The organism is Candidatus Jettenia sp. AMX1, assembly GCF_030263775.1.
GTDB lineage: Bacteria > Planctomycetota > Brocadiia > Brocadiales > Brocadiaceae > Jettenia > Jettenia caeni.
In genome coordinates, this window is record NZ_SZPP01000016.1 from 82,053 (window position 1) to 107,814 (window position 25,762).

Annotated in this window: 19 protein-coding genes; 16 read left to right on the top strand and 3 right to left on the bottom strand. The window is 38.2% G+C overall.

Annotated elements, in window-relative coordinates; translation table 11 throughout:
- Nucleotides 1-8: 8 nt before the first annotated feature.
- Together FBQ94_RS06810 and FBQ94_RS06815 are read right to left on the bottom strand one after the other, a co-directional pair.
- Nucleotides 9-1,796 carry a glutamate mutase L gene (locus tag FBQ94_RS06810; protein ID WP_007220635.1) on the bottom strand — a complete coding sequence of 596 codons (1,788 nt, stop codon included), beginning with the start codon at nt 1,794-1,796 and terminating at the stop codon, nt 9-11.
- Nucleotides 1,797-1,880: 84 nt separating this feature from the next.
- The gene (locus FBQ94_RS06815; RefSeq protein ID WP_040543272.1) at nt 1,881-2,291 is read right to left on the bottom strand and encodes a hypothetical protein; all 411 of its coding nucleotides are present in this window, start codon (nt 2,289-2,291) and stop codon (nt 1,881-1,883) included.
- A gap of 273 nt (nt 2,292-2,564) precedes the next feature.
- Here FBQ94_RS06815 and thrC point away from each other — a divergent pair, with 273 nt between their 5' ends.
- The 7 genes from thrC (at nt 2,565) to FBQ94_RS06850 (ending at nt 13,316) form a co-directional block, all read left to right on the top strand.
- Nucleotides 2,565-3,902 carry a threonine synthase gene (thrC, locus tag FBQ94_RS06820; RefSeq protein WP_007220637.1) on the top strand — a complete coding sequence of 446 codons (1,338 nt, stop codon included), beginning with the start codon at nt 2,565-2,567 and terminating at the stop codon, nt 3,900-3,902.
- Between the two features lie 249 nt (nt 3,903-4,151).
- Nucleotides 4,152-5,000 carry a zinc metalloprotease HtpX gene (gene htpX / locus FBQ94_RS06825; protein ID WP_007220638.1) on the top strand — a complete coding sequence of 283 codons (849 nt, stop codon included), beginning with the start codon at nt 4,152-4,154 and terminating at the stop codon, nt 4,998-5,000.
- A gap of 182 nt (nt 5,001-5,182) precedes the next feature.
- Complete coding sequence (locus FBQ94_RS06830; protein WP_007220639.1) at nt 5,183-5,491, top strand: hypothetical protein; 309 nt, start codon at nt 5,183-5,185, stop codon at nt 5,489-5,491.
- An 84-nt stretch (nt 5,492-5,575) separates the two neighbouring features.
- Entirely contained in the window at nt 5,576-6,844 is a 1,269-nt protein-coding gene (leuC, locus tag FBQ94_RS06835; protein ID WP_007220640.1) for a 3-isopropylmalate dehydratase large subunit, read from the top strand.
- A 226-nt stretch (nt 6,845-7,070) separates the two neighbouring features.
- Entirely contained in the window at nt 7,071-11,378 is a 4,308-nt protein-coding gene (locus FBQ94_RS06840; RefSeq protein ID WP_007220641.1) for an acyl-CoA dehydratase activase, read from the top strand.
- Nucleotides 11,379-11,541: 163 nt separating this feature from the next.
- On the top strand, nt 11,542-12,045 hold the full coding sequence (gene leuD, locus FBQ94_RS06845; protein WP_007220642.1) for a 3-isopropylmalate dehydratase small subunit: 504 nt from the start codon (nt 11,542-11,544) through the stop codon (nt 12,043-12,045).
- Nucleotides 12,046-12,119: 74 nt separating this feature from the next.
- On the top strand, nt 12,120-13,316 hold the full coding sequence (locus tag FBQ94_RS06850; RefSeq protein WP_007220643.1) for an FprA family A-type flavoprotein: 1,197 nt from the start codon (nt 12,120-12,122) through the stop codon (nt 13,314-13,316).
- 121 nt (nt 13,317-13,437) lie between these two features.
- Here the strand turns inward: FBQ94_RS06850 and FBQ94_RS06855 are convergent, their stop codons facing one another.
- Nucleotides 13,438-14,253 (bottom strand): DNA-3-methyladenine glycosylase family protein, encoded by an 816-nt coding sequence (locus FBQ94_RS06855; RefSeq protein ID WP_040543275.1) that lies wholly within the window; start codon nt 14,251-14,253, stop codon nt 13,438-13,440.
- A gap of 332 nt (nt 14,254-14,585) precedes the next feature.
- Between FBQ94_RS06855 and FBQ94_RS06860 the strand changes: the two genes are divergently transcribed.
- The 9 genes from FBQ94_RS06860 (at nt 14,586) to FBQ94_RS06900 (ending at nt 25,512) form a co-directional block, all read left to right on the top strand.
- The gene (locus tag FBQ94_RS06860; protein ID WP_007220645.1) at nt 14,586-14,789 is read left to right on the top strand and encodes a ferritin family protein; all 204 of its coding nucleotides are present in this window, start codon (nt 14,586-14,588) and stop codon (nt 14,787-14,789) included.
- A 445-nt stretch (nt 14,790-15,234) separates the two neighbouring features.
- Nucleotides 15,235-16,611, top strand: a complete 1,377-nt coding sequence (locus FBQ94_RS06865; protein WP_007220646.1) for a DNA-directed RNA polymerase subunit alpha C-terminal domain-containing protein — start codon at nt 15,235-15,237, stop codon at nt 16,609-16,611.
- A gap of 58 nt (nt 16,612-16,669) precedes the next feature.
- Nucleotides 16,670-17,266: a Holliday junction branch migration protein RuvA gene (gene ruvA / locus FBQ94_RS06870; protein WP_007220647.1), complete on the top strand. Its 597-nt coding sequence runs from the start codon at nt 16,670-16,672 to the stop codon at nt 17,264-17,266.
- Between the two features lie 41 nt (nt 17,267-17,307).
- Nucleotides 17,308-18,333, top strand: coding sequence for a Holliday junction branch migration DNA helicase RuvB (gene ruvB / locus FBQ94_RS06875; protein ID WP_007220648.1), 1,026 nt, complete (start codon nt 17,308-17,310; stop codon nt 18,331-18,333).
- Between the two features lie 13 nt (nt 18,334-18,346).
- Nucleotides 18,347-18,988, top strand: coding sequence for an epoxyqueuosine reductase QueH (locus tag FBQ94_RS06880; RefSeq protein ID WP_007220649.1), 642 nt, complete (start codon nt 18,347-18,349; stop codon nt 18,986-18,988).
- Between the two features lie 137 nt (nt 18,989-19,125).
- Entirely contained in the window at nt 19,126-20,313 is a 1,188-nt protein-coding gene (locus FBQ94_RS06885; RefSeq protein WP_007220650.1) for a SpoIID/LytB domain-containing protein, read from the top strand.
- 9 nt (nt 20,314-20,322) lie between these two features.
- The gene (gene tgt / locus FBQ94_RS06890) at nt 20,323-21,438 is read left to right on the top strand and encodes a tRNA guanosine(34) transglycosylase Tgt (protein WP_051006135.1); all 1,116 of its coding nucleotides are present in this window, start codon (nt 20,323-20,325) and stop codon (nt 21,436-21,438) included.
- A 38-nt stretch (nt 21,439-21,476) separates the two neighbouring features.
- Entirely contained in the window at nt 21,477-21,842 is a 366-nt protein-coding gene (gene yajC / locus FBQ94_RS06895; RefSeq protein WP_007220652.1) for a preprotein translocase subunit YajC, read from the top strand.
- An 82-nt stretch (nt 21,843-21,924) separates the two neighbouring features.
- Entirely contained in the window at nt 21,925-25,512 is a 3,588-nt protein-coding gene (locus tag FBQ94_RS06900) for a protein translocase subunit SecDF (RefSeq protein WP_007220653.1), read from the top strand.
- Nucleotides 25,513-25,762: the final 250 nt, after the last annotated feature.

Sequence of the window (25,762 nt, forward strand, 5' to 3'; positions counted from 1 at the left end):
TACTATTTTTATTCTGGATAGGCATCGATAGCTTTAGCCCATTGCTGGAGCTGCTTTACCCTTGACGCCTTATCCTTTGCCAGAGTTATTGGTTTTCCACGCGTATCAATAACGATACCTACAACTCCTCCAAAAACTTTCTTGGTAACGGGCTTACCCTTTCCTGTTCCAACGTCGAAATTTTTTCCGGGTAAAATCTCAATTTCTGCAGTCTCATCGATACCAAGCGGTATAACACGTAATTCTCCATAAGGAAGTGATTCTTCTATCCTTTTACCATCTGACATTATTATCGTATATGAGATACATTTTTCTCCATGTTTCCCAATACTACCTTTAACGAGAGAAACACATGTTCCCAGATGAATCAGGCAGTCTTTCTCAAAAACCTCTGTAGCAGCCTGCTCATTTACCGTGGAAAGGACGCCGAGGTGAGGCATCATGAAAATGCTATCAACAGCAATCCTTGTGATCCCTTCGGGCTGGAATGCATCGATCATCATAAGCATAGCTTGCGACCGTCGTGGTGCATGTGAGAGCACCCCACCACTACCCACCAGGAGATCCAGCTTTATCATGTCTATGATTGTTTCACCGGCAGCTTCTTGTTTAAATGCCTCTGAGATATCACGTTCCCTTTGTACACCCTTGAGTCCTACTGCCAGGGATTTATGTTGTTCAAAAGATACCCTTAGTGCTTCACGCGCTATAGCATGCTCAATCTTGAGCTCTTCCAGGGTTTGGGGTATCGTCGTGGGGCGGATCATCTTATTTTTAATCCTATTTCGGAGATCCGATTCTTCCATATCAAATGGTACCCAACGGAGGATATTCTCAAGCCCGGCTTCAGCGAGTACATTAGAAATACTATAACTCATCCCGAGGTTAGCACTCACGGTTCGATTAAAGATTTCGCCATACACGGAAAAGACATCCGTGGTAGCGCCACCGATATCTACCCCAATTACATTAATATTATTTTTTCTGGCAATAGTTTGCATAATAAGGCCAACCGCACCGGGTGTTGGCATAATTGGTGCTCCGGTCCATGATATAAGTTTTTTGTAGCCAGGGGCCTGAGCCATGACGTGTTCGAGAAAAAGCTTCTGGATCTCTTGTCGTGCGGGAAAAAGATTCTCTCGCTCAAGGGTAGGCCGGATATTTTCTGTAATGTGGAGAGAAGTTTTTTTATCTAAAATTTCTTTAATTTTTTCCCGTGCGTCTTTGTTACCCGCATAGATGACAGGAAGTTGAAAAGACATACCAAGCCGGGGCTTGGGGTTAGCTGCAGATATGTATTCTGCCAGCTCTACTACATGAGTAACTGTACCGCCATCCGTGCCACCGGAGAGAAGAATCATATCGGGTCTTAAGTGCCGAATGCGATCAATCTTCTCGTGGGGAAGGCGCTGATCGTTAGAAGCAATAACATCCATTACAATTGCACCCGCCCCTAATGCTGCACGTTGGGCGCTTTGAGCGGTCATTGTCTTTACGGCCCCAGCGACCATCATTTGCAATCCACCACCGGCACTACTGGTAGAGACGTAAATATCTACTCCAACATTTCCTTGTGCTGGTGTAATAATCTTTTCTCCATCAAGTATTTTTCGGCCAGAGAGTTCTTCTAATTCCGCAAAGGCATTTAAGACACCTCTGGTTACATCCTCAAAAGGCGCCTCTACCGTAGTAGGCGACTCTCCACGGAAGGTTTGCCGGTATACCCCGTCCTTCTTTTCAATTAAGATGGCTTTTGTTGTAGTGCTACCGCAATCTGTAGCGATGATTACGTTCACAAATCATCATCCTCTCTTATAATAATTCATCGCAAGAATGTGAAAAAACAAAGTCTTAAATAGTATAGAAGTGTATTTTGTTTTTTATTGTTTCTTGCTTTCTCCTGGTATCTCTGCAATGATATTTCCCCTTTTTTCTAGCTCCTCAATGATTCTTTTAATGCCATCCCTTTTTTCAAGGATACCCTGAAGTAAATCATATTCTGTAGGGGTAAAGAAAAAAGTTAAAAATGGCCTGAAGAATACCATCATCTGGCTTCCAATATAATTGAGCGGCTGTACACTTTCAAGAAAGAGCGAGGCTGGAACTGTAAGTTTCCGTTTTCCGACGATGGTAACTAATTTTGAAATAAGAACTTGTTCTTTTTCACTTAATGTTGTATTTTCACAAGACGTACCAACACTGAAGGCATGCTTGAATCCCTGCCGGATGGATTGCCTATCAATCTTATCAAAATATGAAAATATTCTTGAAAAAAATTTTTGTAAATACACGGTATTCGGAATCTTATCAAAACTACAACGCCTTTGTCAAAATTAAAATAACTTCTGTATATACACCACATATTATACTTGTAATTATACGCTTCTCTGCCTATAATTAATTTACTATTTGTAATAAATATCAGTAGTTAAAATTTTGATTTATTTAGAACAATATTCGCTACTTAAGAGAGGTTTGTATTGAATTATTTGGAAAAACTATTCCCAAGAGAAATGTGAGTGAATTGTAAAATTTTTATAATGTTTGGAGAGGAGAAATAGTTCATGCCATATCACGCATGGTTTCAATGCATTTCAGGTTGCGATGAAAAGTATGAGCTGAACGAGATTATTTACCAATGCAGGAAGTGCGGTGATTTGCTGGAGGTAAAACACGATTTAAGTAAACTTCGCAGGCATTCCCCGGAGCATTGGAAAAAGTTATTTGATGAACGCTATAGGAGAACCAAGTGGCCTTACGGAAGTTCCGTCTGGGGTAAAAAGGAGTTTGTTTGTCCAAATGTTGATAATGAGAATATTGTTTCTCTTTATGAAGGGGGCAGTAATCTTTTTTGGGCAGAGCGACTCGGAAAGGAACTTGGTGTTGAAGACCTTTGGATTAAACAGTGTGGGAATGCCCATACGGGTTCTTTTAAAGACTTAGGGATGACCGTACTGGTATCTATGGTTAAGCAAATGATTTCTGAAGGGAAAAGCATCCCGGCTGTTGCTTGTGCTTCTACCGGAGATACTTCTGCAGCATTGGCTTCGTATTGTGCTGCAGCCGGCATTCTTGCCATTGTATTTTTGCCAAAGAATAAGGTGTCTCATGCACAACTTATTCAGCCTATCGCAAATGGAGCTCTCACTTTATCGTTGGATACGGATTTCGATGGGTGCATGAAACTTGTTAGGGAAATATGCAGCAAAAATACTATCTACTTAGCGAACTCCATGAATTCTCTCCGAATTGAAGGACAGAAGACAGTAAGTATGGAAATAGTTCAGCAGTTTGATTGGGAAGTGCCTGATGTAATAATTGTTCCGGGAGGAAATTTGGGCAATACGGCAGCATTAGGAAAAGGCTTTCTCATGATGAAGGAATTGGGTCTGATAGAGAAACAACCTCGCATCGTATGTGCACAAGCAGCAAAGGCAAACCCTCTGTATCTTAGTTATTTACATGGATTCAAAGAATTTAGGCCGGTGAAGGCACAAAAGACCCTTGCTAATGCAATTCAAATAGGCGATCCTGTGAGTTATAAAAAGGCTATCAATGTCTTAAAAACTTTCCATGGTATTGTAGAACAGGCAACAGAGGATGAATTGGCAAATGCTTCTGCACAAGCAGATAGAACCGGTTTATTTAGTTGTCCCCATACAGGAGTAGCATTAGCAGTATTAATAAAATTAATAAAAAAGAATGAGATAATGCGGAACGAAAAGGTTGTAGTTATCTCTACTGCACACGGTTTGAAATTTCCTGAATTTAAAATAAACTATCACGAGAATAAATTAGAAGAAGTAATCCCACGTTTTGCCAATCTTCCGGTAGAAGTTTCACCAAGGTACGATGAGATAATGACTGCGATCGACAGGAAACTTGAGAAAATATCTTTATAAGCCCTAAATATCTCTTTAAACATCAATAACATTATTTATCTCTCTCTTTGATACTATCCAGATTAAATTCCTTGACAAAAGATTAGCTATACTTATAATAATTTTTAATAGCAATATTTAATAATAAATTTTTATCATATGTAAGTTCGCTATATTCTTTAGTAATTCCTAATATATTATGTTTAAAATATTTAATAAGAGCTCCTTTCTTTATGTTTTAAATATGTTGTAAATTGGAGAAGTTGTGGTATGAGTTATTTTAAGACAGCTATATTATTAATTGCCTTGACGCTATTATTCATATGGGTTGGTAACATGGTTGGAGGGCGGCAAGGAGCGATGTTTGCCTTTGTTATGGCAATGGGTATGAATTTCTTCAGTTATTGGTTCAGCGATAAGATTGTTTTGAAGATGTACGGCGCTAAGGAAATCTCTGAGCAACATCTGCCGACTTACTATGGAATTGTTAAGGAGCTAACAACGCAGGCAGGAATTCCTATGCCTAAAATATATGTTATACCAACAAATGCTATGAATGCATTTGCAACAGGGAGAAACCCAAGCCATGCCGCTGTAGCTGTTACCGAAGGAATGCTCAACTCTTTGACTCGTGAAGAATTAAAAGGAGTTTTGGGGCATGAGTTAAGTCATATCAGACATAGAGATATACTTATATCTACCATCGTAGCTACTATTGCAGGTGCTATTATGCTATTAGCGGATATGGCCCGATGGGGGGCGCTTTTTGGCGGAGTTGGAGGAAGAGAAGAGGAAGAAGGTAGAGGGGGCGGCGGTATCGGAGTTTTATTTTTGGCTATTTTAGCGCCTATTGCAGCCCTTTTAATCCAAATGGCAATCTCACGCTCACGAGAGTATGCTGCCGATGAAGGTGGTGCCTTATTGACTAGAAATCCATTAGGGTTAGCTAGCGCCCTTGAAAAATTACAAAGGGCAGCAATCGCTAAGCCAATGGATGCAGGTAAATCTACTGCACATTTATTTATTGTGAATCCATTAAGCGGCCGCTCATTCGCTGCAATTTTTAGTACTCACCCACCAATCGAAGAACGGATCAAGAGGCTCAGGGCTATGGCATAAAAAGGCCATTCAAGAATGGCAGCTTCAGACAGAAATTGCTTACATAGAGATTAAAATCACAATCCTTTTCTGTAGTTGGTTTTAAAATCTTGCATGAAGATCTGTTATACCTTCGAACTCTACATCCTGAGCTATTAACAAAATAAACTATGATTCTATAAATATTACTTGGAGGAATATGAATGGTTCACTATACTTGCGATATGTGCGGTAAACCATTGCTAGCAGAAGAGGATACCCGATATGTTGTAAAAATTGAGGTTTATACCGCATGTGACGCTATAGACATGGATGAGGATATAGATGAAGAAATTATGGAGATAGAAGAAACGGTCGAAGAGCGTGATAATATTGCTGATGCTGTTGATATGTTAGAAAACGGAGAATACAAGACCTTTCGCTTTGATTTGTGTGCCAAATGCCATAAAAAATATCTACAGGACCCTTTGTTCTTAAAATCATGGCGCCGAACGCGATTTTCAGAAAATTAAAAATTACTTTCTTTCTTTTTTAACAATTATCCAGGCTGCTTATGTCTTGAAAGATAAAACGAAGCACGCTACTATAAAAAATCTATGGGAATGACAATAACAGAGAAGATTATTGCTGCACACAGTAATCTCAAAGAAGTACATCCAGGACAATTTGTTTATGCGAATGTCGACATTTGTTTAGGAAATGATATTACTGCGCCTATTGCTATCGAAGAATTTGAAAAGACCGGAATTAAAAAAGTTTTTGATCCGGAAAAAATCGTATTAGTCCCGGATCATTTCACTCCCAATAAAGATATTAAATCTGCCCAACAATCAAAATCCCTTCGTGAATTTTCTGTAGAGCATAACTTGAAGCATTATTTTGAAATTGGTCGGATGGGAATAGAACACGCGCTTCTTCCGGAAAAAGGTATTGTAGCTCCTGGCGACCTTGTCATAGGCGCCGATTCTCATACTTGCACATATGGCGCACTTGGGGCGTTTTCCACCGGGGTTGGAAGCACTGATCTTGCCGCATGCTTTGCTACGGGAAAGGTGTGGTTGAAGGTACCTGAATCAATTAAGTTTATTTTTCATGGTCAGGCAAAAAACTGGACATCCGGGAAAGACTTAATCCTTTATACGATTGGGAAGATAGGTGTGGACGGCGCTCTTTATAAGGCAATGGAATTTACCGGTAGCGCCATTACTCATTTGTCTATGGATGATCGTTTTGCTATATGCAATATGGCAATAGAAGCCGGTGCGAAGAGTGGGATTATCTCTCCTGATAAAAATACAGAAGATTATATAAAAGGCAGGGTAGGGAAGAAATATACAATGTATCAAAGCGATTCTGATTGTGGATATACGAAAACGTATGAATTTGATGCCAATGATATTTCACCCCAGATAGCGCTTCCCAGTTTGCCTGAGAATACAAAACCAGTAGAAGATGTCTCAGGGATTAAGATTGATCAGGTAGTTATAGGCTCTTGTACTAATGGAAGGATTTCAGACCTTCGCATAGCAGCTCAAATCCTCAAAGGGAAAAAGATACATCCCTCTATTCGACTTATCATTATACCAGCAACCCAGGATATTTACAGACAAGCATTAAAAGAGAGCCTGATTGAGATATTTATTGAAGCTGAAGCAGTAGTTTCTACTCCGACATGTGGTCCCTGTCTGGGAGGACATATGGGAATTCTGGCAGAAGGAGAGCGGGCATTATCAACGACTAACCGTAACTTTGTTGGTCGTATGGGTCATCCTAAAAGCGAGATATATCTTTGCAGTCCCGCTGTTGCCGCTGCGTCTGCCATTACAGGTGTTATAACACCACCTAATGAGGTGGTAAAGAAGTAAGAAGTTGAATGTTTATGTTTAGGAATTTCAAGAGTCAAGATTCTTGAACTGCTTGTATTTAGTTGCAATGTGCAACAAATTCTATCGCCGCTTCTTCAGAATGATAAAGCAGTACTACAATAAACAATATCATCCAGCCGAAGCGAAGAATCTATTCCTTATGTAGTTAGTTTTTCAGCGTGCTCAGAGTATTTCATAAATAACGATATAGAGAGTGGATAAAATTATGTCCCGGAAAAAATATATAGGACTGGATATTGGCTCAGTCAGTGTGAAAGCGGTATTGATTAATGAGCATAAGGAAATTTTGGAAGACCATTATATCCGCGCGCATGGTCAACCGGTAGAAACATTTCTCCTTGTCTTAAAAGATCTATTCAACAGAACCCACATTGACGATATCGATGGTATGGCTATTACAGGGTCTGGCGGCAAGTTAGTGTCTGAGTTAATGAACATTGCGTTTATTAACGAAGTTGTGGCTCATAGCAAGGCGACTACAACATTACACCCTGAAGTACGGACTATTGTCGAAATTGGCGGTGAAGACTCAAAGCTCATGCTTATTGAACGTGACCCTACAACACAACAAACAAAGGTCTCGGATTTCTCAATGAATACTATGTGCGCTGCGGGCACAGGCTCATTTTTAGATCAACAAGCCACAAGGCTCGGCATTGCTATAGAGAAAGAATTTGGGGAATTGGCATTAAAATCTAAGAACCCGCCACGCATAGCCGGCCGCTGCAGTGTGTTTGCCAAAACTGATATGATCCATCTTCAGCAAGAGGGTACACCTGTACATGATATTGTTGCTGGCCTCTGTTATGCTATGGCAAGGAATTTTAAAAGCAATATCGGAAAGGGAAAGGAATTTTTCAGACCTATTGTCTTGCAAGGTGGTGTAGCAGCAAATGCTGGTATGGTTAAGGCGTTCGAGGATATTTTAGAACTTAAACTAGGGGAACTGATTATACCAAAATATTTTAAGGTAATGGGAGCAATTGGGGCGGTATTTACTATTATGGATAAAGGTATTCATTCACCTTTCAGAGGACTGAAGGAGATTGAGGAGTACCTGAGGAACCGCAGCGCAAAGGCATCTAACCTTGAACCTCTCCGTACAGATAACTATAAAATCATTGATGGATTACATCCGGTTATTGGAGATGAGAAGATTGAGGCATATGTCGGTGTAGACGTTGGTTCAATTAGCACAAATGTTGTTGTTATCGATAAATATAAAAATGTCTTATCAAGACGCTATCTTATGACGGCGGGAAGACCATTAGAAGCTGTAAAGCAAGGTCTTTATGAAGTGGGATTGGAGATAGGAGATAAAGTGGTTATCTGTGGTGCTGGAACCACAGGCTCCGGCCGTTACCTGACAGGAGATTTTATCGGCGCTGATATTGCAAAAAATGAAATAACAGCTCATGCTACTGCTGCGGCTTGTGTGGATAAAAATGTAGATACTATTTTTGAAATCGGTGGACAAGATTCAAAATTTATACGATTAGAAAATGGCGCTATTGTTGATTTTGCCATGAATAAAGTATGTGCTGCTGGCACGGGTTCATTTTTAGAAGAGCAGGCCGAAAAGCTGAGTATAAGTATCAAAGGTGAATTTAGCAAACGAGCCCTTTCTTCGTGTTGTCCCTCCCATCTTGGTGAACGGTGCACCGTTTTTATGGAATCCGATCTTAACCATCACCAACAACGGGGAACATCCAAGGATGATTTACTGGCAGGTCTTAGTTACTCTGTAGTGTTGAACTTTATTAACCGCGTGGTTGAGGATAGAAAGATTGGAAATACTATTTTCTTTCAGGGAGGAGTGGCCGCTAACCGAGGTGTGAAGGCAGCTTTCGAGAAAGTAACAGGGAAAAAGATTATAGTTCCCCCTCATCATGATATTATGGGCGCCATTGGCTCTGCCATTATTGCTATGGAAGAAAAAACCTGGGAAAAATCAAGATTTAAAGGATTTGATCTCCGCCACAAAAGATATGAGCTGTCCTCTTTTGTTTGCAAGGATTGTTCAAACATCTGCGAAATTAGAAAAGTCAGTATTGAGGGAGAAAATCCGCTTCATTATGGCAGTCGTTGTGGTAAATTTGACGATGAACGGTCTTTAAAAAAGGGGAAACACCTGCCCAGACTCTTTCGTGAAAGGAAGGAAGCCCTCTTTAATACCTACAAGAAAAACAAACCAGACCAGCCTATCGGGAAAAAGATCGGTATACCCCAGGTGTCTACCTTCCATGATTTTTATCCTATGTGGAAGGCATTTTTCATAGAATTAGGTTTTGATGTTATAACTTCCAGCGATACCAATAAAGATATTGTTTATAATGGGGTAGAAGTAATTACCGCAGAAACATGCTTTCCCATTAAAGTAGCCCACGGACATGTAATAGATCTTTTAGACAGGGATATTGATTATCTGTTCCTTCCCAGCGTTATTAATTTAACACATGCCAGTTCAAAACTTACACACTCATATGCATGTCCTTATGTACAATGTATTCCCTATCTTGTGCGCTCGGCTATTGATTTTAGGGAAAAGAGCTTTAAGGTCTTGTCTCCCATTATTCATTTTGAATACGGAGAGGAGTATGTAAATAAGACACTGCGGCAAATGGCAAGAGATATAGGAAGAACAGGGAAAGTAGTAGAAACGTCTATCAAGGCAGCACATGAAGCACAGCAAGCTTTTAACAAAACTTTAGAGGCTCGGGGAAAAGAAATTTTAGAGAAATTAGGAGAAAATGAAAGGGCATTTGTGCTGATTAGTCGCTCTTACAATGGATGTGATACCGGTATGAACTTAGGTCTTCCGGAAAAACTGCGTGATTTAGGAATTATGACCATTCCTCTCGATTTTTTGAAGTTAGACCTTGAAGATGTTGCTCATAATTATCCAAATATGTACTGGAAAACGGGGCAAAAATTTCTTGCGGCTGCCAGATTAATAGCTAAAGATAAGAGACTCTATCCGTTGTATATTACTAATTTTGGCTGTGGTCCTGATTCATTTATAACTAAATTCTTTACTAAAGAGCTAGAGGGAAAACCTTGTTTGACCATAGAAATTGATGAGCACAGTTCTGATGTGGGGGCAATAACTCGATGTGAGGCATTTATCGACAGCCTGAAAAATGTTAAGCCCGGCCATAACGGTAAAAGATTAAGAGAAACTATTCCTGTTGAAGGATTCATTGAAAAAAAGAAAAGGACGATTTACATTCCTTATATGTGCGATCATGGAAGAATGATTGCCGCCTCTATGAGAGCGAATGGAGTACTGGCAGAGGCGCTGCCTATGGCAAACAGGCAATCGGTTGATATCGGGCGCAAATTTACTTCAGGAAAGGAATGTTATCCTGCGATTCTTACAACAGGAGATATTGTAAAAAAGGCGTTAAATCCTGATTTTGATCCCGAATCCAGCGCATTCTTTATGGCAACAGCATCCGGTCCTTGCCGATTTGGACAATATAATACATTCCATCGTATGGTATTGGATGAGCTTGGATTTCATAATGTGCCTATATACACAATGGATCAAGGAGAAAACTATGGCGAAGATACTAAAAAATTGGGCACCCATTTTCGCAAGTTAGCATGGAACGGCATTATGTATATTGACCTCTTGCAAAAGCTACAAAGAGAAACAAGGCCTTATGAAGTAAATACAGGTGAAACGGATGTGCTCTATGAAAATTACGTAAAAAAGTCAGAAATCGCGCTTGAAAAGCATCTAGATCTCGTTGAACTCTCCAGGGAAGCTTGCAAGGCTTTTACCGATATAAAGGTAGACCGGAGTAAACCCAGACCGTTAATCGGTGTCATCGGAGAAACCTATGTTCGATGCAATGAATTTGCAAATAATTTTCTCGCAAGGAATATTGAGCGTTTGGGAGGAGAGGCTTTTATTCCGCCTTTTGCCGAATGGATTAATTATATTGCACACTGCCGTAGGGAGAATTGCCTCTCTGAGAAGAATTACAAAGGTTTTTTAGGCGAATTTATTTCGGATATTGTCCAGAGATATGATGCCTATAGACTCACACAGGTATTTAAAGGGAGAATTCGGCACTTCTTGAAAGATACATCTATCAAAGAACTTATTAAAAAAGGGAAGCCGTATATAGATGATTCTTACAAAGGCGATCCGGTGCTGAGTATGGGCAAAGCAATTGAGTATTTTGAGGAAGGGTTTGATGGAATTGTAAATGTAATTCCTTTCCACTGTATGCCGGGAACGGTTGTAAATGGAGTGCTTGAAAAGTTTCAAAGAGATTTTAATGGTCTTCCATGTCTCAAATTATCCTTCGATGGTCAGGAGCAAACTAACGAAGAAACGAGGTTGGAAGCATTTATACACCAGGCACACCAAAGGATGGAAAGCAAATTAAATTCGAAAAAATATGATAAAGTAAACGATAGACAAAAAAAGCCTTTCGTTGCTTTTCATTCACAAGATAAAGAAAGAAAAAAGATTTCTAAAAAAGAAGTTTTTTCAGAGTAGATCCCTCAGTATAAGAAACCAGCTTATAGGATGTATCGTGATAGTTTTCTTGAGTTAATTTGGGTTTTTTAAAGTCAGACACGGTGATTATAACTAGGATTAGATTCTAGATATTCCGAATATTATTACAAAAGAATTATTATATACTAAAGAGATTAACCATATGAAAGGCACATGTTGGAAATTTGGGGATAATATCAATACTGATGAAATCATCCCGGCGCGATATTTGAATACTATTAATACAAAAGAACTAGCATCTCACTGCATGGAGGATATTGATCCAAATTTTATAAAGAAAGCTAAAGGTGGTGATGTTATTGTGGCAGGAGATAACTTTGGATGCGGTTCCTCCCGTGAGCATGCGCCAATTGCCATCAAAGCTGCAGGGATTTCATGTGTTATCGCAAAATCCTTTGCCCGCATATTCTTTAGAAATGCTATCAATATTGGTTTGCCTATTTTTGAATGTCCTGAAGCGGTAGAACAAATTCAGGAGGGAGATGAAATAGAAATTGATCTGGCAACTGCTGAGATTCTCAACCATACTTCAAAAAAGAAATTCAAATTTGAACCGTTTCCGCGAGAGATGCAGGAGATTATTCAGGCTGGCGGATTAATGAATTTTGTAAAAAAGAATATAGCTCATTCTAAAAATGCGCTCTAGTTTTGGTTGGATCTTTGCAAGGATTTATCCTCTAAAACATTAATATTTTATACCCTTACTGGTAATAAGTAATCATGCAAACCTTGGAGATTAAAAAAAATATACATTGGGTAGGCGCATTAAATGCTACTCTGAGGGTATTCGATGTAGTATTTCAAACCCGATATGGCACTACATACAATTCTTATTTAATCAAAGCAGATAAACCTGCGCTTATTGATTCCGTTCATGCCAAGTTTACCGAAGAACATATCGCCAAACTCAAATCATTAATTGATCTAAAAGATATTTATTACGTTGTTGTCAATCATACAGAAATGGACCATTCAGGGGCGCTGGGTGATTTACTGAGAGAAGCTCCGAATGCTCAAATTTTATCTACAAAAACAGCGGCGTTTTTTCTAAAAAATATTCTTCATAAGGATTTTAACGGAAAAATAGTTGAAGATGGTGAGATTGTTAGTTTGGGCAATAAACAATTAAAGTTTATCCATGCTCCTTTTTGGCATTGGCCTGATACGATGTTTTCCTATTTAGAAGAAGATCGAGTGCTCTTTCCTTGTGACGGATTCGCAACACATTTTTGCGATGAACGGCTCTTTGATGACAGGGTAGATGATTTCAAGGAAGATTTTCAGCACTATTACGAGCACATAATGGGTCCTTATAGAAAGAAGATCCTTGAGGCGATAGAAAAGATTAGAAATTTAGACATCCAGTTGATTGCACCAAGTCACGGTCCTATTCTCCGAACTAATCCAGGGAAGTATATTAAAGCGTATGAAGATTGGAGTACATCGAGAAAAGATCCTAATAAAAAACAGATAGTAATTTTTTATGCGTCTATGTATGGAAATACGAAAAAAATGGCGGAAGCAGTAGCGAAGGGAGCATCTACAATAAACACAGAGGTAAAACTTTTTGATGCTGCTCAAATATCTCCGGAATTTATACGGTGTGAGATTGAATCGGCGGATGGTATATTGTTCGGGTCTTCAACTCTGAATGGCGATGCAATACGGCCGATGTGGGACATTATCGATATTATGTTTAGTGTTAATGCAAAAGGCAAGAAGTGCGCGACATTCGGTACGTATGGCTGGAGCGGTGAGGCAACAAAACAAATGGAAGACCGATTAAACGGGCTTAAATTAAAAGTTGTTCAGCCTCCCATAAAAGTTGTTCTTACTCCTACAGAAGACGATTTAAAAAGGTGTTCCATCTTCGGGTATGATTTTGTTAAGACACTAACAAACAACCCATCGGCATGAGTAAAAAGAAATCTTTCTGACATAAACACATACATCATGTCCAGGCATATCCTATAATTATTCTTTTCTCCACTTCTTTCTATTATTTATTAATAATAGAATTATTCTAGAGAACACGTGGTTAAGCTGCCATAGAATTTCTTGCAAATATATAGAGAAATTGCTGGGCATATCCAGCGTATTTCCCAAAATATTTTGCCCCAAAGGCTGATAGTTCTTTGTTTGATATTACTTTATTTTTGAAATAAAGTTTCTGGAGAATTTTCTTCATCCACGTATCAATAGGAAAAGCTTCAGTAAAACCAAGCGAAAACAAAAGAATACAATCGGCAATCTTATCTCCGATGCCCGGGATATTTCTCAGTGTTTGTTTTGCCTCGCCATAGGAAAGCTTTCTTAATGATTTTAAAAAATCCTCACTAACAAGACTATTAGCGATTTTGATATATTTTGCCCGAAATCCTGTCTTTGCTAATAAAATTTGCTCATAATTATTTAATTCTCCCGGATTTGGGAATGAATATTGTTCAAATTCATTTAACTCGATTTTTTTCCCAAAGGCTCGTGATAACATCTCAAGGTTTAATGTTATTTTAGGGATATTTGCTGCCGAAGAGCACAGGAAAGATATCAGGCATTCCCAAGGATCTTGTCGTATAATCCTCAAACCGTAATATCTCTTGATAGCACTATTTATGTGTGGATCCTTGTTTATCTGTGTAAGGATAGTAGAATATGGCTCATCAAGGGCAAAATAATACATTAAAAATTCTTTGCTAACCCCATCAAATTCCAGATATGCAGGAGATTGACGAACCTTAAAAATACGGTCTCTTACGGTAATATAATACCAATCTTCTACTTTAGACACCCGAAATAACTGTCCACACGATAACGTATACTCCAAATGAAAATCTTTTATTGGAATTTTGGGCAAGATGTATTCTAAAAAATATATTTATAAAGTATCTAGTAAAGGGAATGCAAACCTTATGATTTTAAATCTTAACTGTTAAATATTATAAGATTCATATCTTTAGTTTGTCAAGCCTTCCAATAATATTAATCAAATGTATATATGTGTTGCTATTCCTGAAGGACATAATAATTTACAATTTACCTAACCAAATAAATAAACTTTGATGATAAAAAATAAAGCATATTGATATTTACTATCTAATTTGGTAAATTTATCCCCTAAAAGGTATTAGCTTTAGCAATTAACGTGATATTCTATCCTGAGGAAATTCAAAAAAGAAAGGCATCATAATGAACTTATCCGAAGCAATGGATATGGTAGCAAAGGATGAAAGAGAGTTACAAGAAAAATACTCGAAACTTGCAAGTCAGGAAACAGACCCTTTTGTTCAGGTATTCTTGAAAAGAATTGTCAAAGATGCTATAAAACATGAGAAGAAAGTGCGTAAGAAATATTCGAAACTTTTGTCAACATTAAATAAAAAGACTTATTAGATTTCATTAGTAAGGAGTTAAAGGATTGACTATATAAAAGAGGGGAAGATGCTCGAATAATCCTGGTTCCGAGAATCCATAACTTCAATGCCCCCTATGGCCACTCCATAGTATCGGATTAACATCGAACATCCTTTCTGTGATCATATCAAATTCAATGCCCCTTTTCGTTATGTCTATTTGGTATTCTAAAATCATTTCTTCCCATAATTATCCAGCGAAATACTGCAGAGTTTGCGGAGTTTATCTCTTCTGTTTCTTCTATCAATCATTAAATATATATTCCGATAAATAAAGAGAAATAATAAATTATCATACTATGGATATGTCATAAATTTTAGTTGAATTTTTGACGTATGTTTGTTAAACTACGACTTTTAAAGCTATCAAAGGTGTTCATTTTAATAACAGATATATTTTAGGTAGTAACGGAGGTTAAATAAGAATGATTACAGCTATCATTGATATCGACCTTGATAAATTGCTAGATACAGAATCAATATCAAGGGAAACAATTGCATATATAAGAGAACAGGTGTATAGTTCCAAAGAAAATAGAGAGAGATTAGATAAAAAAATTGAGGAATTAAAGCTTGGTATTAATAAAGAGCGCGATAGTGCAAAATCAAAAGATTTAACGCTGTTATTCGGAATATGCAAGTGGATTACCGGAAAGATAGAGGAGGCATCAAATACTCTAAAAGAGGTAAAATCAAGAAAGATAGGATCGTATTATTTAGGGAAATGTTATCAGGAGTTTGGCGACTATAGTCAGGCTTTAGAGTGTTTCGGACGTTCTAAAAGAACAGATATTGAAGAATTTGATATTGCTATGGATATTGCTGAGACAAAAAGAATGTCCGGAGACGTCGAAGGTGCAGTGGAAATAATTAAGCGTTTTTTACCATCACACGAAAATAACGCTGAGTTGCTTTATCAATGGGGACATTGTTTGGATGACTTGGGAGAATATCAAGAAGCGCTTGGGAAGTATGAACAGGCGATCCAAATTGATCCAAATCATGCAAAGGCTCTTTTCCGTATAGCATTTAATTATGATATAGATGGAGAAGATGAAAAGGCTATTGAGTACTACGAAAGGTGTACAAAACTAAATCCTACGTATAAAAATGCATTTATGAATTTAGGAATATTGTATGAGGATAAAGGTGAATATGATGACGCAGTATATTGCTTTGAAGCAGTTTTAGATGTTGAGCCGACTAATGCGAGGGCATCTCTGTTTGTAAAAGATGCAAAAGCTTCAACAGCTATGTATTACGATGAAGAGGTTTCGAAAAAACAAGGCCGGGAAACTGAAGTATTAAATATTCCTATTTCTGACTTTGAACTTTCAGTAAGAAGTAAGAACTGCCTTGAAAAAATGAATATTCGTACGTTAAAAGACCTTACACGAATTACCGAGGCCGATCTCCTCTCTTTTAAAAATTTTGGAGAAACATCACTGAATGAAATTAAAGCTATTTTATCCCAAAAAGGATTACGGTTAGGACAAGCGTTCGAAAGTGATGATGAAGCTGAATTATTTGGCAATAATAAAGGTAAAGAGAAAATAATGGATACCGTCGAGACTATTTCAGAGCTTGGACTTTCTACCCGTTGTAGAAATGCACTCTGGAAGGCCGGCATAGAAACCGTTAGGGATATTATAGAAAAGAGTGAGGCTGAGCTAATCCAAAAAGATATCAAACAAAATTATGTAGATGAGATAAAGGAAAGCCTTTCCAAATTCGGCTTAAGTTTAAAAGTACATAATAATATGAGTACAGAGACAGAGTTAGAAAATAGTTCTACAAAGTAGTATATTTAGAAACAATTTTTGGATGACATAAGTATAATATAGCAGGGACGATGCATACATGCTGGATTACATCCGAGGACGGGTGATTAGTAAGTCTCCTACTCGCTTAATTTTGGAAGTATTGGGCATCGGTTATCGATTACACATTCCCCTATCTACCTTCGAGAAAATCCCTAACCATGGCGAAGTTACCATTCTTACCCAGCTATTCATAAGGGAAGACCAAATAAAGATGTTTGGATTTGCAACAGGAGAAGAAAGGGATTTATTTCAATTGTTGCTGTCCGTGAAGGGCATAGGGCCTAATACAGCCATTACAATACTCTCTGGTAGTACCGTTGATGATATTAGATATGCCGTGATGCATGAAGATGTAAAGGCTTTAGAAAAAATTAAAGGGATAGGGAAAAAAACGGCTGAACGAATTATCCTAGAATTAAAGGAAAATGTTAAAGAACTGGAGAAGTCTATGCCTATTGGTATGAGTATGAGTGTTCAGCAAAGGGCGCTTATATCTGATGCTGTTATGGCTTTAATATCTTTAGGTTATGGGCGAATGGTCGCTGAGAAAGCAGTAAGCGAGGCAGCTAAAAAATTACAGGAGATCGATACTATCGAGACGCTTGTCAGAGAAGCACTGAAATATAAGGTTTAATTTTTCGTATGGTTCTGAATTATATATGGTAGGATTTAAGTATGGTAAACGAAGATGTTTTATCCTCTACGGCCATAGTTGAGGATAAGAATTTAGACCTTACACTCAGGCCTAAACGATTTAATGATTTTATTGGGCAGGATCGCATAAAAGAAAACCTCCGTATTTATATCGAAGCTGCAAAGAAAAGAGGAGAGTTTTTAGATCACATCTTATTCTCTGGCCCCCCTGGTTTAGGGAAAACAACGTTATCGCAAATTATAGCAAATGAAGCTCATGCATCAATTAAAACGACCTCAGGTCCTATTTTAGATAAGCCTGTAGACCTTGCGGGTATCCTAACGAATTTGCAACAAGGAGATATTCTTTTTATTGATGAAATTCATAGACTTCATGCAACGGTTGAAGAGTATCTTTATTCAGCAATGGAAGACTTTACTATTGATATTATTATTGACCAGGGGCCTAAGGCAAGATCAGTAAAAATCAAATTACCAAAATTTACGCTCATTGGATCTACTACCAGGGAGGGATTACTTACAGCACCTCTCCGTTCACGTTTTGGGGTGTTAGAGAAACTAGAGTTTTATCCCTGGACTGATCTTTACAAAATTGTGCAGAATTCTGCCCGCATGCTCTCTATTCAAATAGATGAGAAAGGAGCCGAAATTGTTGCAAAACGGTCGCGAGGCACACCAAGAATAACCAATAGATTCTTGAGACGTCTTCGCGATGTTGCTCAGGTCCGTGGAAATGATATCATCAATGAAGAAGTTGCCAGAAGAGGATTAGAGATGTTGGGTGTTGATGAGAACGGACTGGGAGATATGGATCGCAGAATCCTGGAAACTGTTATTCGGTATGATGGTGGCCCTGTTGGCTTAAAAACCATTGCAGTTTCAGTAAGCGAAGAAGAGGATACCATAGAGGAAGTATATGAGTCATTTCTGATACAAAGTGGATATCTGGATAAAACACCTCGGGGAAGAATTGCAACAAAACTGGCGTATGAGCATTTAGGATATCAATACCATCCGGAAGCAGGGCTCCAGAAAAGATTATTTTAGAGGAGTCGTTCGTATGAATTTATTATTGCATATTTGTTGTGCCTGCTGCCTCTGTGCACCACTAGGCGAATTGAGGAGGGAAGGTTTCAAAGTAACAGGGCTTTTTTATAACCCGAATATACATCCGTTTCTTGAATTTAGAAAGCGGTTAAAAGCGTTGCGTGTATTTCAGGAAACCGATCCTATTCCGGTAATCTATTGTGAAGATTATGGCATAAAGGAATATTTGAAGAATGTGAATTACGAGGGAAACGATCGCTGTGCCGATTGTTATGCCATGCGATTGAGATTTGTGGCCGCTTTTTCAAAAAAAAATGGATTTGATGCTTTTACATCTACCATGTTATTTAGTGTTTATCAGAATCATGAGCAATTAAAAACACTTTCAGAAAATCTAGCAAGAGAGCATAATAGTAAATTTATTTATCGTGATTATCGCTATTTATCTGAATGCAGTCATGATCTTGCCAAAAAGAAAATGATCTATAGGCAGGGTTATTGCGGCTGTATTTTCAGCGAATATGAGAGATATAAAGATACTACCCGAGAGTTATATAAAGGTAACCTTTCATATAGTAAAGAGGAGAAAAACACCGTAGAAGTTTTTAATACGGAAGATGATATATCGCAAAAATGTAACTGTTTTGGTGGATAAACACATGCATAAGGATTTTCTTGTTATAGAATAAGACGCATCTGGTACATGGAAAATGGATTTATCATTTCTATGAAAAAATAGAGAGAACAAAACGATTAAATAAATTATCTTCGATGACTCTGGATATAAAGAGTATGGTTAGGCCACTATTATTAATGATTGCTACCTTGTTATCATCTATAGCTGGAGGGATGCCTCTTTCGTGTCAAAGAAGCGCTCCCGAAGTTCAAGATGGGATTTATGATTATAAAAATCTTTTAGAAAAGAAACCTGTCATACGTGTGCTTCTTGTAAAGGATGCCCGAGAAGCCCGATTAGCAATCGATGATTGTTATCAAATTACTGATAGTTTAGCTAATAGTATAGATCAGGGTCAGGGATTACAAAAATCTACAATATCAATAAACGAAGGTAGTATTTCTGTAGGAAGCAGACATTACAATACCAGTGAAATACGAATTACAACTCTGCGAGAAGGAAGGATCGAATTTAATAATATACGGTATCGTGGCGAAATTAGGATTTTACAGCAACCTAATAATAGATTTTCAGTCATCGAAGAGGTGGATCTCGAGAGTTTTATTGCAGGTGTTGTTGGTAGTGAAATGCCGAAAGCCTGGAATGAAGAGGCGTTGCGTGCTCAGGCAATAATAGCAAGAACCTATGCGATGTATAAGAGAAGGGTAAAACAGGATAAAGTTTACCATCTGGATATGTTGGAACTTGCGTATCGTGGCATGTTAAATGAGACTGTGAGAATCAATAAAATAGTGCAAGAAACCAAAGGTATTATTATGGTATACAATTGGAATATTTTCCCTGCTTATTTCCATAGCACTTGTGGAGGTCATACGGAAAATTGCAATCATGTATTTGGAGACGATAGCATACCACCTTTAAGAGGCGTCGTATGCAATTATTGTAATAACTCAAAATATTCCCTATGGAGCAAGGACATTAGCAAATCAGATATCGAAAAAAAATTAAGAGAAGCAAATATTTATGTTTCGAATATTCACACAATAAATGCTCTAGATCAGGGATTGGGTGAGCACTGTTCAAGGATTGAAATTATTTCTGCGGATGGAACCAGAGAAATGAGCGCAAATGGTTTTCGGCTTCTGATCGGCCCAAATTACTTATACAGCACTGCTTTTGATTCCAGAAGTAATGGGAAAAGTATAACCTTTTCGGGGAAAGGTTTGGGTCACGGTGTAGGACTTTGTCAATACGGCGCACAGAACATGGCTAAAAATGGCTTTGGGTATGAATCTATTTTAAAACATTACTATCCAAAGATAGAACTGGTTCGGGTATACTGATGCCTCTCTATGGAGGTTTTCTTGGATTTTAAAGTCCTGGCACATGATAAGCAAACAAAAGCTAGGTGTGGTGAAATTCGAATCGCTAATCACAGGATTCCAACACCGGTTTTTATGCCTGTTGGGACACAGGGAACTGTCAAAACTTTAACACCATTACACCTAAAAGAGGTTAACACAAAAATTATTTTATGTAATGCGTATCATTTATGCCTCAGGCCAGGTGAGCAGGTTATTAAGCGTGTGGGTGGCCTTCATAAATTTATAGGTTGGGATGGCGCAATTATTACTGATAGTGGTGGATACCAGGTTTTCTCTTTAGCTAAGCTAACAAAAGTTTCAGATAATGGGGTAGAATTTCAGTCTCCTATTGATGGAACAAAGCTATTCCTTACACCCGAAAGGATGACGCAAATACAAAATGATATAGGAGCGGATATTATTATGGCATTCGATGAATGCGTACCATATCCCTGCGAGCAAGATAGAGCTAGTGTAGCTGTGAAAAGAACTCTTAGTTGGGCTGAGCGTTGTCTGAATACCCACAAGAATAAGCAACAAATACTGTTTGGTATTGTTCAGGGAAGCGTATTTAGAGAACTTCGTATCGAGTGTGCAAGGAACCTTGTAGAAATGGGGTTTGATGGATACGCAATTGGAGGTTTAAGCGTAGGGGAAGGCGCTTTTTTAATGAATGAAGTACTTGAGTACACAGGAAATTATTTACCACAGGACAAGCCCCGGTATTTAATGGGTGTTGGATTTCCTGGTGATATTTTAGACGCCATAGAACAGGGAATCGATATGTTTGACTGTGTTGTTCCTACACGTAATGGAAGAAATGGATGTGCATTTACCAGTACAGGCAAGGTAAAAATACTGAACAACCAATACAAAGAAGACCTTAAGCCTTTAGATGAAATGTGCAACTGTTATACATGCCAAAACTTTACGAAATCATATTTACGGCATCTTTTTCTGGCAAACGAAATCTTGGGATTGACTTTGATGTCGCTTCACAATATATACTATTTTCAGAATTTGATGCAACAAGCAAGAGAATCCATTCGGAAAGGTGAATTTAAAGATTTTAAGGCCAATTTTTTAGGAAGACAATCTCAATAAGTTCTCATTGAAAATTTTTAACAGTTAGGAGGAATAGTATGTTTTTTTTGTTACAGGCGGCCGGAAAGCAATCATCACCAGGTGGCATGTTATCTATGTTGCTTCCTTTTATATTGATGTTTGTTGTAATGTATTTCTTAATCTTAAGACCGCAGAAAAAAAAGGAAAGAGAGCGCAAGGAGTTACTATCAAGGATTAAAAAGAATGATCGGGTGATAACAGCTGGCGGAATTCATGGAACCATTACATCTGTTAGAGAAACCGAAGTCATACTCCGTATAGATGATACAAAAGATATAAAGATCAAGGTTGATAGAGGTTCCATCGCTACCGTATTGGAAGTTTCTCACGATGATGCAGGTGATGTAGAAGAACCTAAAGAAATCACAAAAGAAAGTAAGTAGCCAGGGTAATTCTGTAATGTATGATAAATCAAATTTTTATTTTCAATAAACAACGGAAAGGGAGCCTGTTGAGGAGAAACAAATGACGAAAAATTTAAGGTGGAGGATACCTCTTATTATCATAGTTATTGCTATCGGCGCCATGATTTTGTATCCACCATCGGAAAAGGTCTTAAAGAGGGAACAAGTCAAAGAGATTGATGGCAAGGTTGTAGATCGCACTATCTTAGAAAAATCATGGACACGCGTTTTCGTGACAAACCCAACTATCCGGGAGACGATTGTACATGAAGAAGTTAATAAAGATGGTAAAAAGGTAAGCACGAAGACCGTTGAGTATGTATCAAAGGGTAAAGTTAAGCTTGGGTTAGACCTCAAAGGCGGTTCCGAGTTGCTTTATAAAGTCAGGGTGGAAGAGAAAGAAGATCGTCCGGGGATTACTAATGAAATTATTGAGGTATTAAAAAAGAGAATTGACCCGCAAGGGGTTATAGAATACAGAATTCAAGAGCAGGGAAGCCATCGCATACTTATTCAGGTTCCCGGTGCAACCAGGGCAGAGGTCGAAGGTTTAAAGAATCGAATTACCCGTCTTGGGAAACTTGAGTTCAGGTTGGGGGCTAGTCCTGATAGTCCTGAGTATAAAGATGCAATGGAAGGAAAACAAGTTCCCGGTTATTATAAACATTGGCTGCGAAAGAAAAAGGGAGAAGAGGGTGAGGCAGGCAAGTGGTTTCTTGTTCAGAATAAAATAGCAATTTCAGGAGAACATCTATCCAGAATATATGCTGACCGTAAGGGTATTGAGCCTGTGGTTGGTTTTGAATTTGATGCGATTGGCAAATCTAAATTTGGCCAACTTACCGAGCGTAACATTGGTAAACCTTTAGCAATTATCCTGGATGGCACTCTCTATTCAGCGCCAGTAATACGCGATCGTATTCCGGGGCAAGGGATTATTGAGGGAAGTTTCACCCAAGATGAAGTTAATGATCTTATTGCTGTAATGCGTGCGGGAAGTCTTCCTGCAGATCTTGAGCTAGAGATGGAAACCATGGTAGGACCCAGCCTGGGAAGGGATTCGATCAATAAAGGATTATTAGCCGGTGCTATCGGCGGCGCCTTTGCCCTCCTCTTTATTGGAATTTATTATTTAGGAATCGGATGGGTTGCTAACTTTGCAAATGTTTTGAATATCTTTTTGGTAGTTGCAACGATGGTGTTACTCAATGCCACCATGACACTTCCTGGTATAGCAGGTTTAGTGCTCATGCTAGGTATGGGAATTGATTCCAATGTGCTTATTTTCGAGAGAATTCGTGAGGAAAGAGCAAAAGGAAAGCCCCATCGCGCAGCCGTAAAGGCTGGATATGAGAAGGCGTTTTCAGCTATTTTTGACTCTAATGTTACTACGTTAATTACAGGAGTGATACTCGCTGCAGTCGGTACGGGCCCTGTAAAAGGCTTTGCATGGACATTAATCCTTGGAATGATTATCAACTTGTTTACAGCTATTTTTGTAACACGGGTTATGTATGATTTTTTCATGGATTTAGGCTGGATAAAGAATTTTTCCATGTTCAAATTAATTGGTATTCCTCACGTTAAATTTGTTAATTACCGATATACTCTGGCGATTATTTCCGGCATATGCCTTATTGGCGGGATGACCATATTTATTCTTCGTGGAAACAAGAAATATGATATTGATTTTACCGGTGGTACCCTGGTTCATTTGCATCTCAATAATCCAATACAACCTGGAGTCGTAAGGAATGAGCTGGCCGAGACAAGTTATAAAGAGGCTGAGGTCCAGAGTATTTGGGCTGGTGAGAATTTAACGCAGTTTGTATCATCATCCAATGAATTCGGAATCCGAATAAAAGAATTGAATGATGAAAAGATAAAAGAAAAATTAACGGAAGATATAAAGGGCGCTTTAGATAAAGTAGGTTTATTTGCAGGAATTGATTTTCTTGAGCCAACAGTATTTAATCTTAAGTTGCAAAAGCCGATAGAGGAGAATTCGATTCGGGATATTCTCAAAACAGTCGGGTATGGCCAGGAAGATTTACTATCGCTAATGCCTGTTGACCAGCCTGCAAAAAAATATGCAATAAACGTAAAAGGAATGGAAGATGCCAAAAAGCGTTTACCGCTTGTTAATGCAGTTGTGGATGGATTAAAAAATAACTTACATTTTCATGATGTTCATATAACGTTGTCTGAAATCACTGAAATGGTACCGACTCAGGATACAGATATAATATCACCGAAGCCTTTCCTGAATGTGGAAGTTAGTGAAGCAATAGAACCAGCCCTTCTCAGTTTTGAATTAAACAGGATGGGATTTCAGGGTGTTACCGTAAAAAAACAGTTACAAGATTCTGAAAAGATGCGTTCTTATAAATTAATGATCGAAGGTTCAAAAACAATTTTGCAAGATATAAAACAAACAGTGAAGGAGCAGATCTCTATACCGAGCATTTCTATCAGAGATGATGCTATTCGGGTGGAATTAAAAGAGGGTATTACGAAAAAAGATTTTGTAGCTACGATTGAAGGAATTAAACCTCTAAAAAATGATGTAAAAAGTATTTACGCACTGGATGCTCCCTCACAATTATTTACTGTTCATGTACAACCCTTAAGCGCCGCAAAGGTACAAGAGAAAATTCGAGAGGATATAATTAATACCTTTCAAGATAATTTGTATAAAGAAAAAATAAATGTTTCTTTTGAATTCATCGGGAACGTTTCTCAAGGCACAGAACTTAGTGATACACAATCGATTGACGATAGTGTTCCACCAGTCCCATCTGCAGAAGCAATCCAAAAAAACGAATCAAATCAAGTACGGGCCCGTATGACTTTATCAAAACCTTTAAAAAAGGAAGTTATTGAAGAGGTGCTAGCCTCGGCTGGCTACCCCAATATCCTCGATGAAGGTTTGGAGGAAGGGCAAGAATACCAGGCTGTTTCTGTTGTTTTCAATGCTCAAGATGCAGAAGCAGTAAAAAAGACCTTAATAAATGCATTCGAAATACCTCAGCCACTGAAGAGAATTGTTAGTATCGGTTCCACTGTTGCTGGCGAAATGAAGGGCCGGGCTATTCTGGCTGTGATATTCTCTTGTATTGCAACGATATTTTATGTGTGGTTCCGGTTTGGAGATTTTCGATTTGGCTCATCCGCAATTGTTGCTGTTATCCACGATATTTTGATTACCCTTGGCGCTGTAGCTATAGCTGATTATTTATTTGGAAATATGAAGATAGACGGAGCCATAGTAGCGGCATTTCTTACAGTAATCGGCTATTCTCTGAATGATACGATTGTTATATTTGATAGAATTAGGGAAAATATGGGTGGACGGGGTAAAATACTCACACCTCAACTGGTTAATGATAGTATTAATCAAACTTTAAGCCGAACTCTTTTAACAGGTATTACTACTATTGGCGTATTGTTTGCCCTGTTCTTCCTGGGTGGACCAGAGATTCATGGATTCGCGTTTGTTATGCTGGTCGGAATTATAATAGGTACCTATTCTACCATTTTTATTGCATGCCCCATGTTGCTTAGATGGAGGGGTCTCTCTCTGGAAAGCCCGATGTTGCCAAAGCACAATTACCCAATGAAAGGGAAAGAAGCTGCTTTAAGGCGATGAAAGACTAAATAACACTATGATCATTACCGGATACAATTTGGATATTTAACAGAAAGTAGTAAATTAATGTGAGATCATATTGAATTAAAATTATCATATGATCTCACGATTCTTTATTTTTCCATCTGACGAAAAACAAGAGCAGGGAAGATATTCCATGCATCTATAATACTTCTGAAGAGTTCTAAGTTTCTTTGGTCTTATGTAATTGATAAAAAGACGAGTTAATTTGTTTTGTCATTCCTATAAC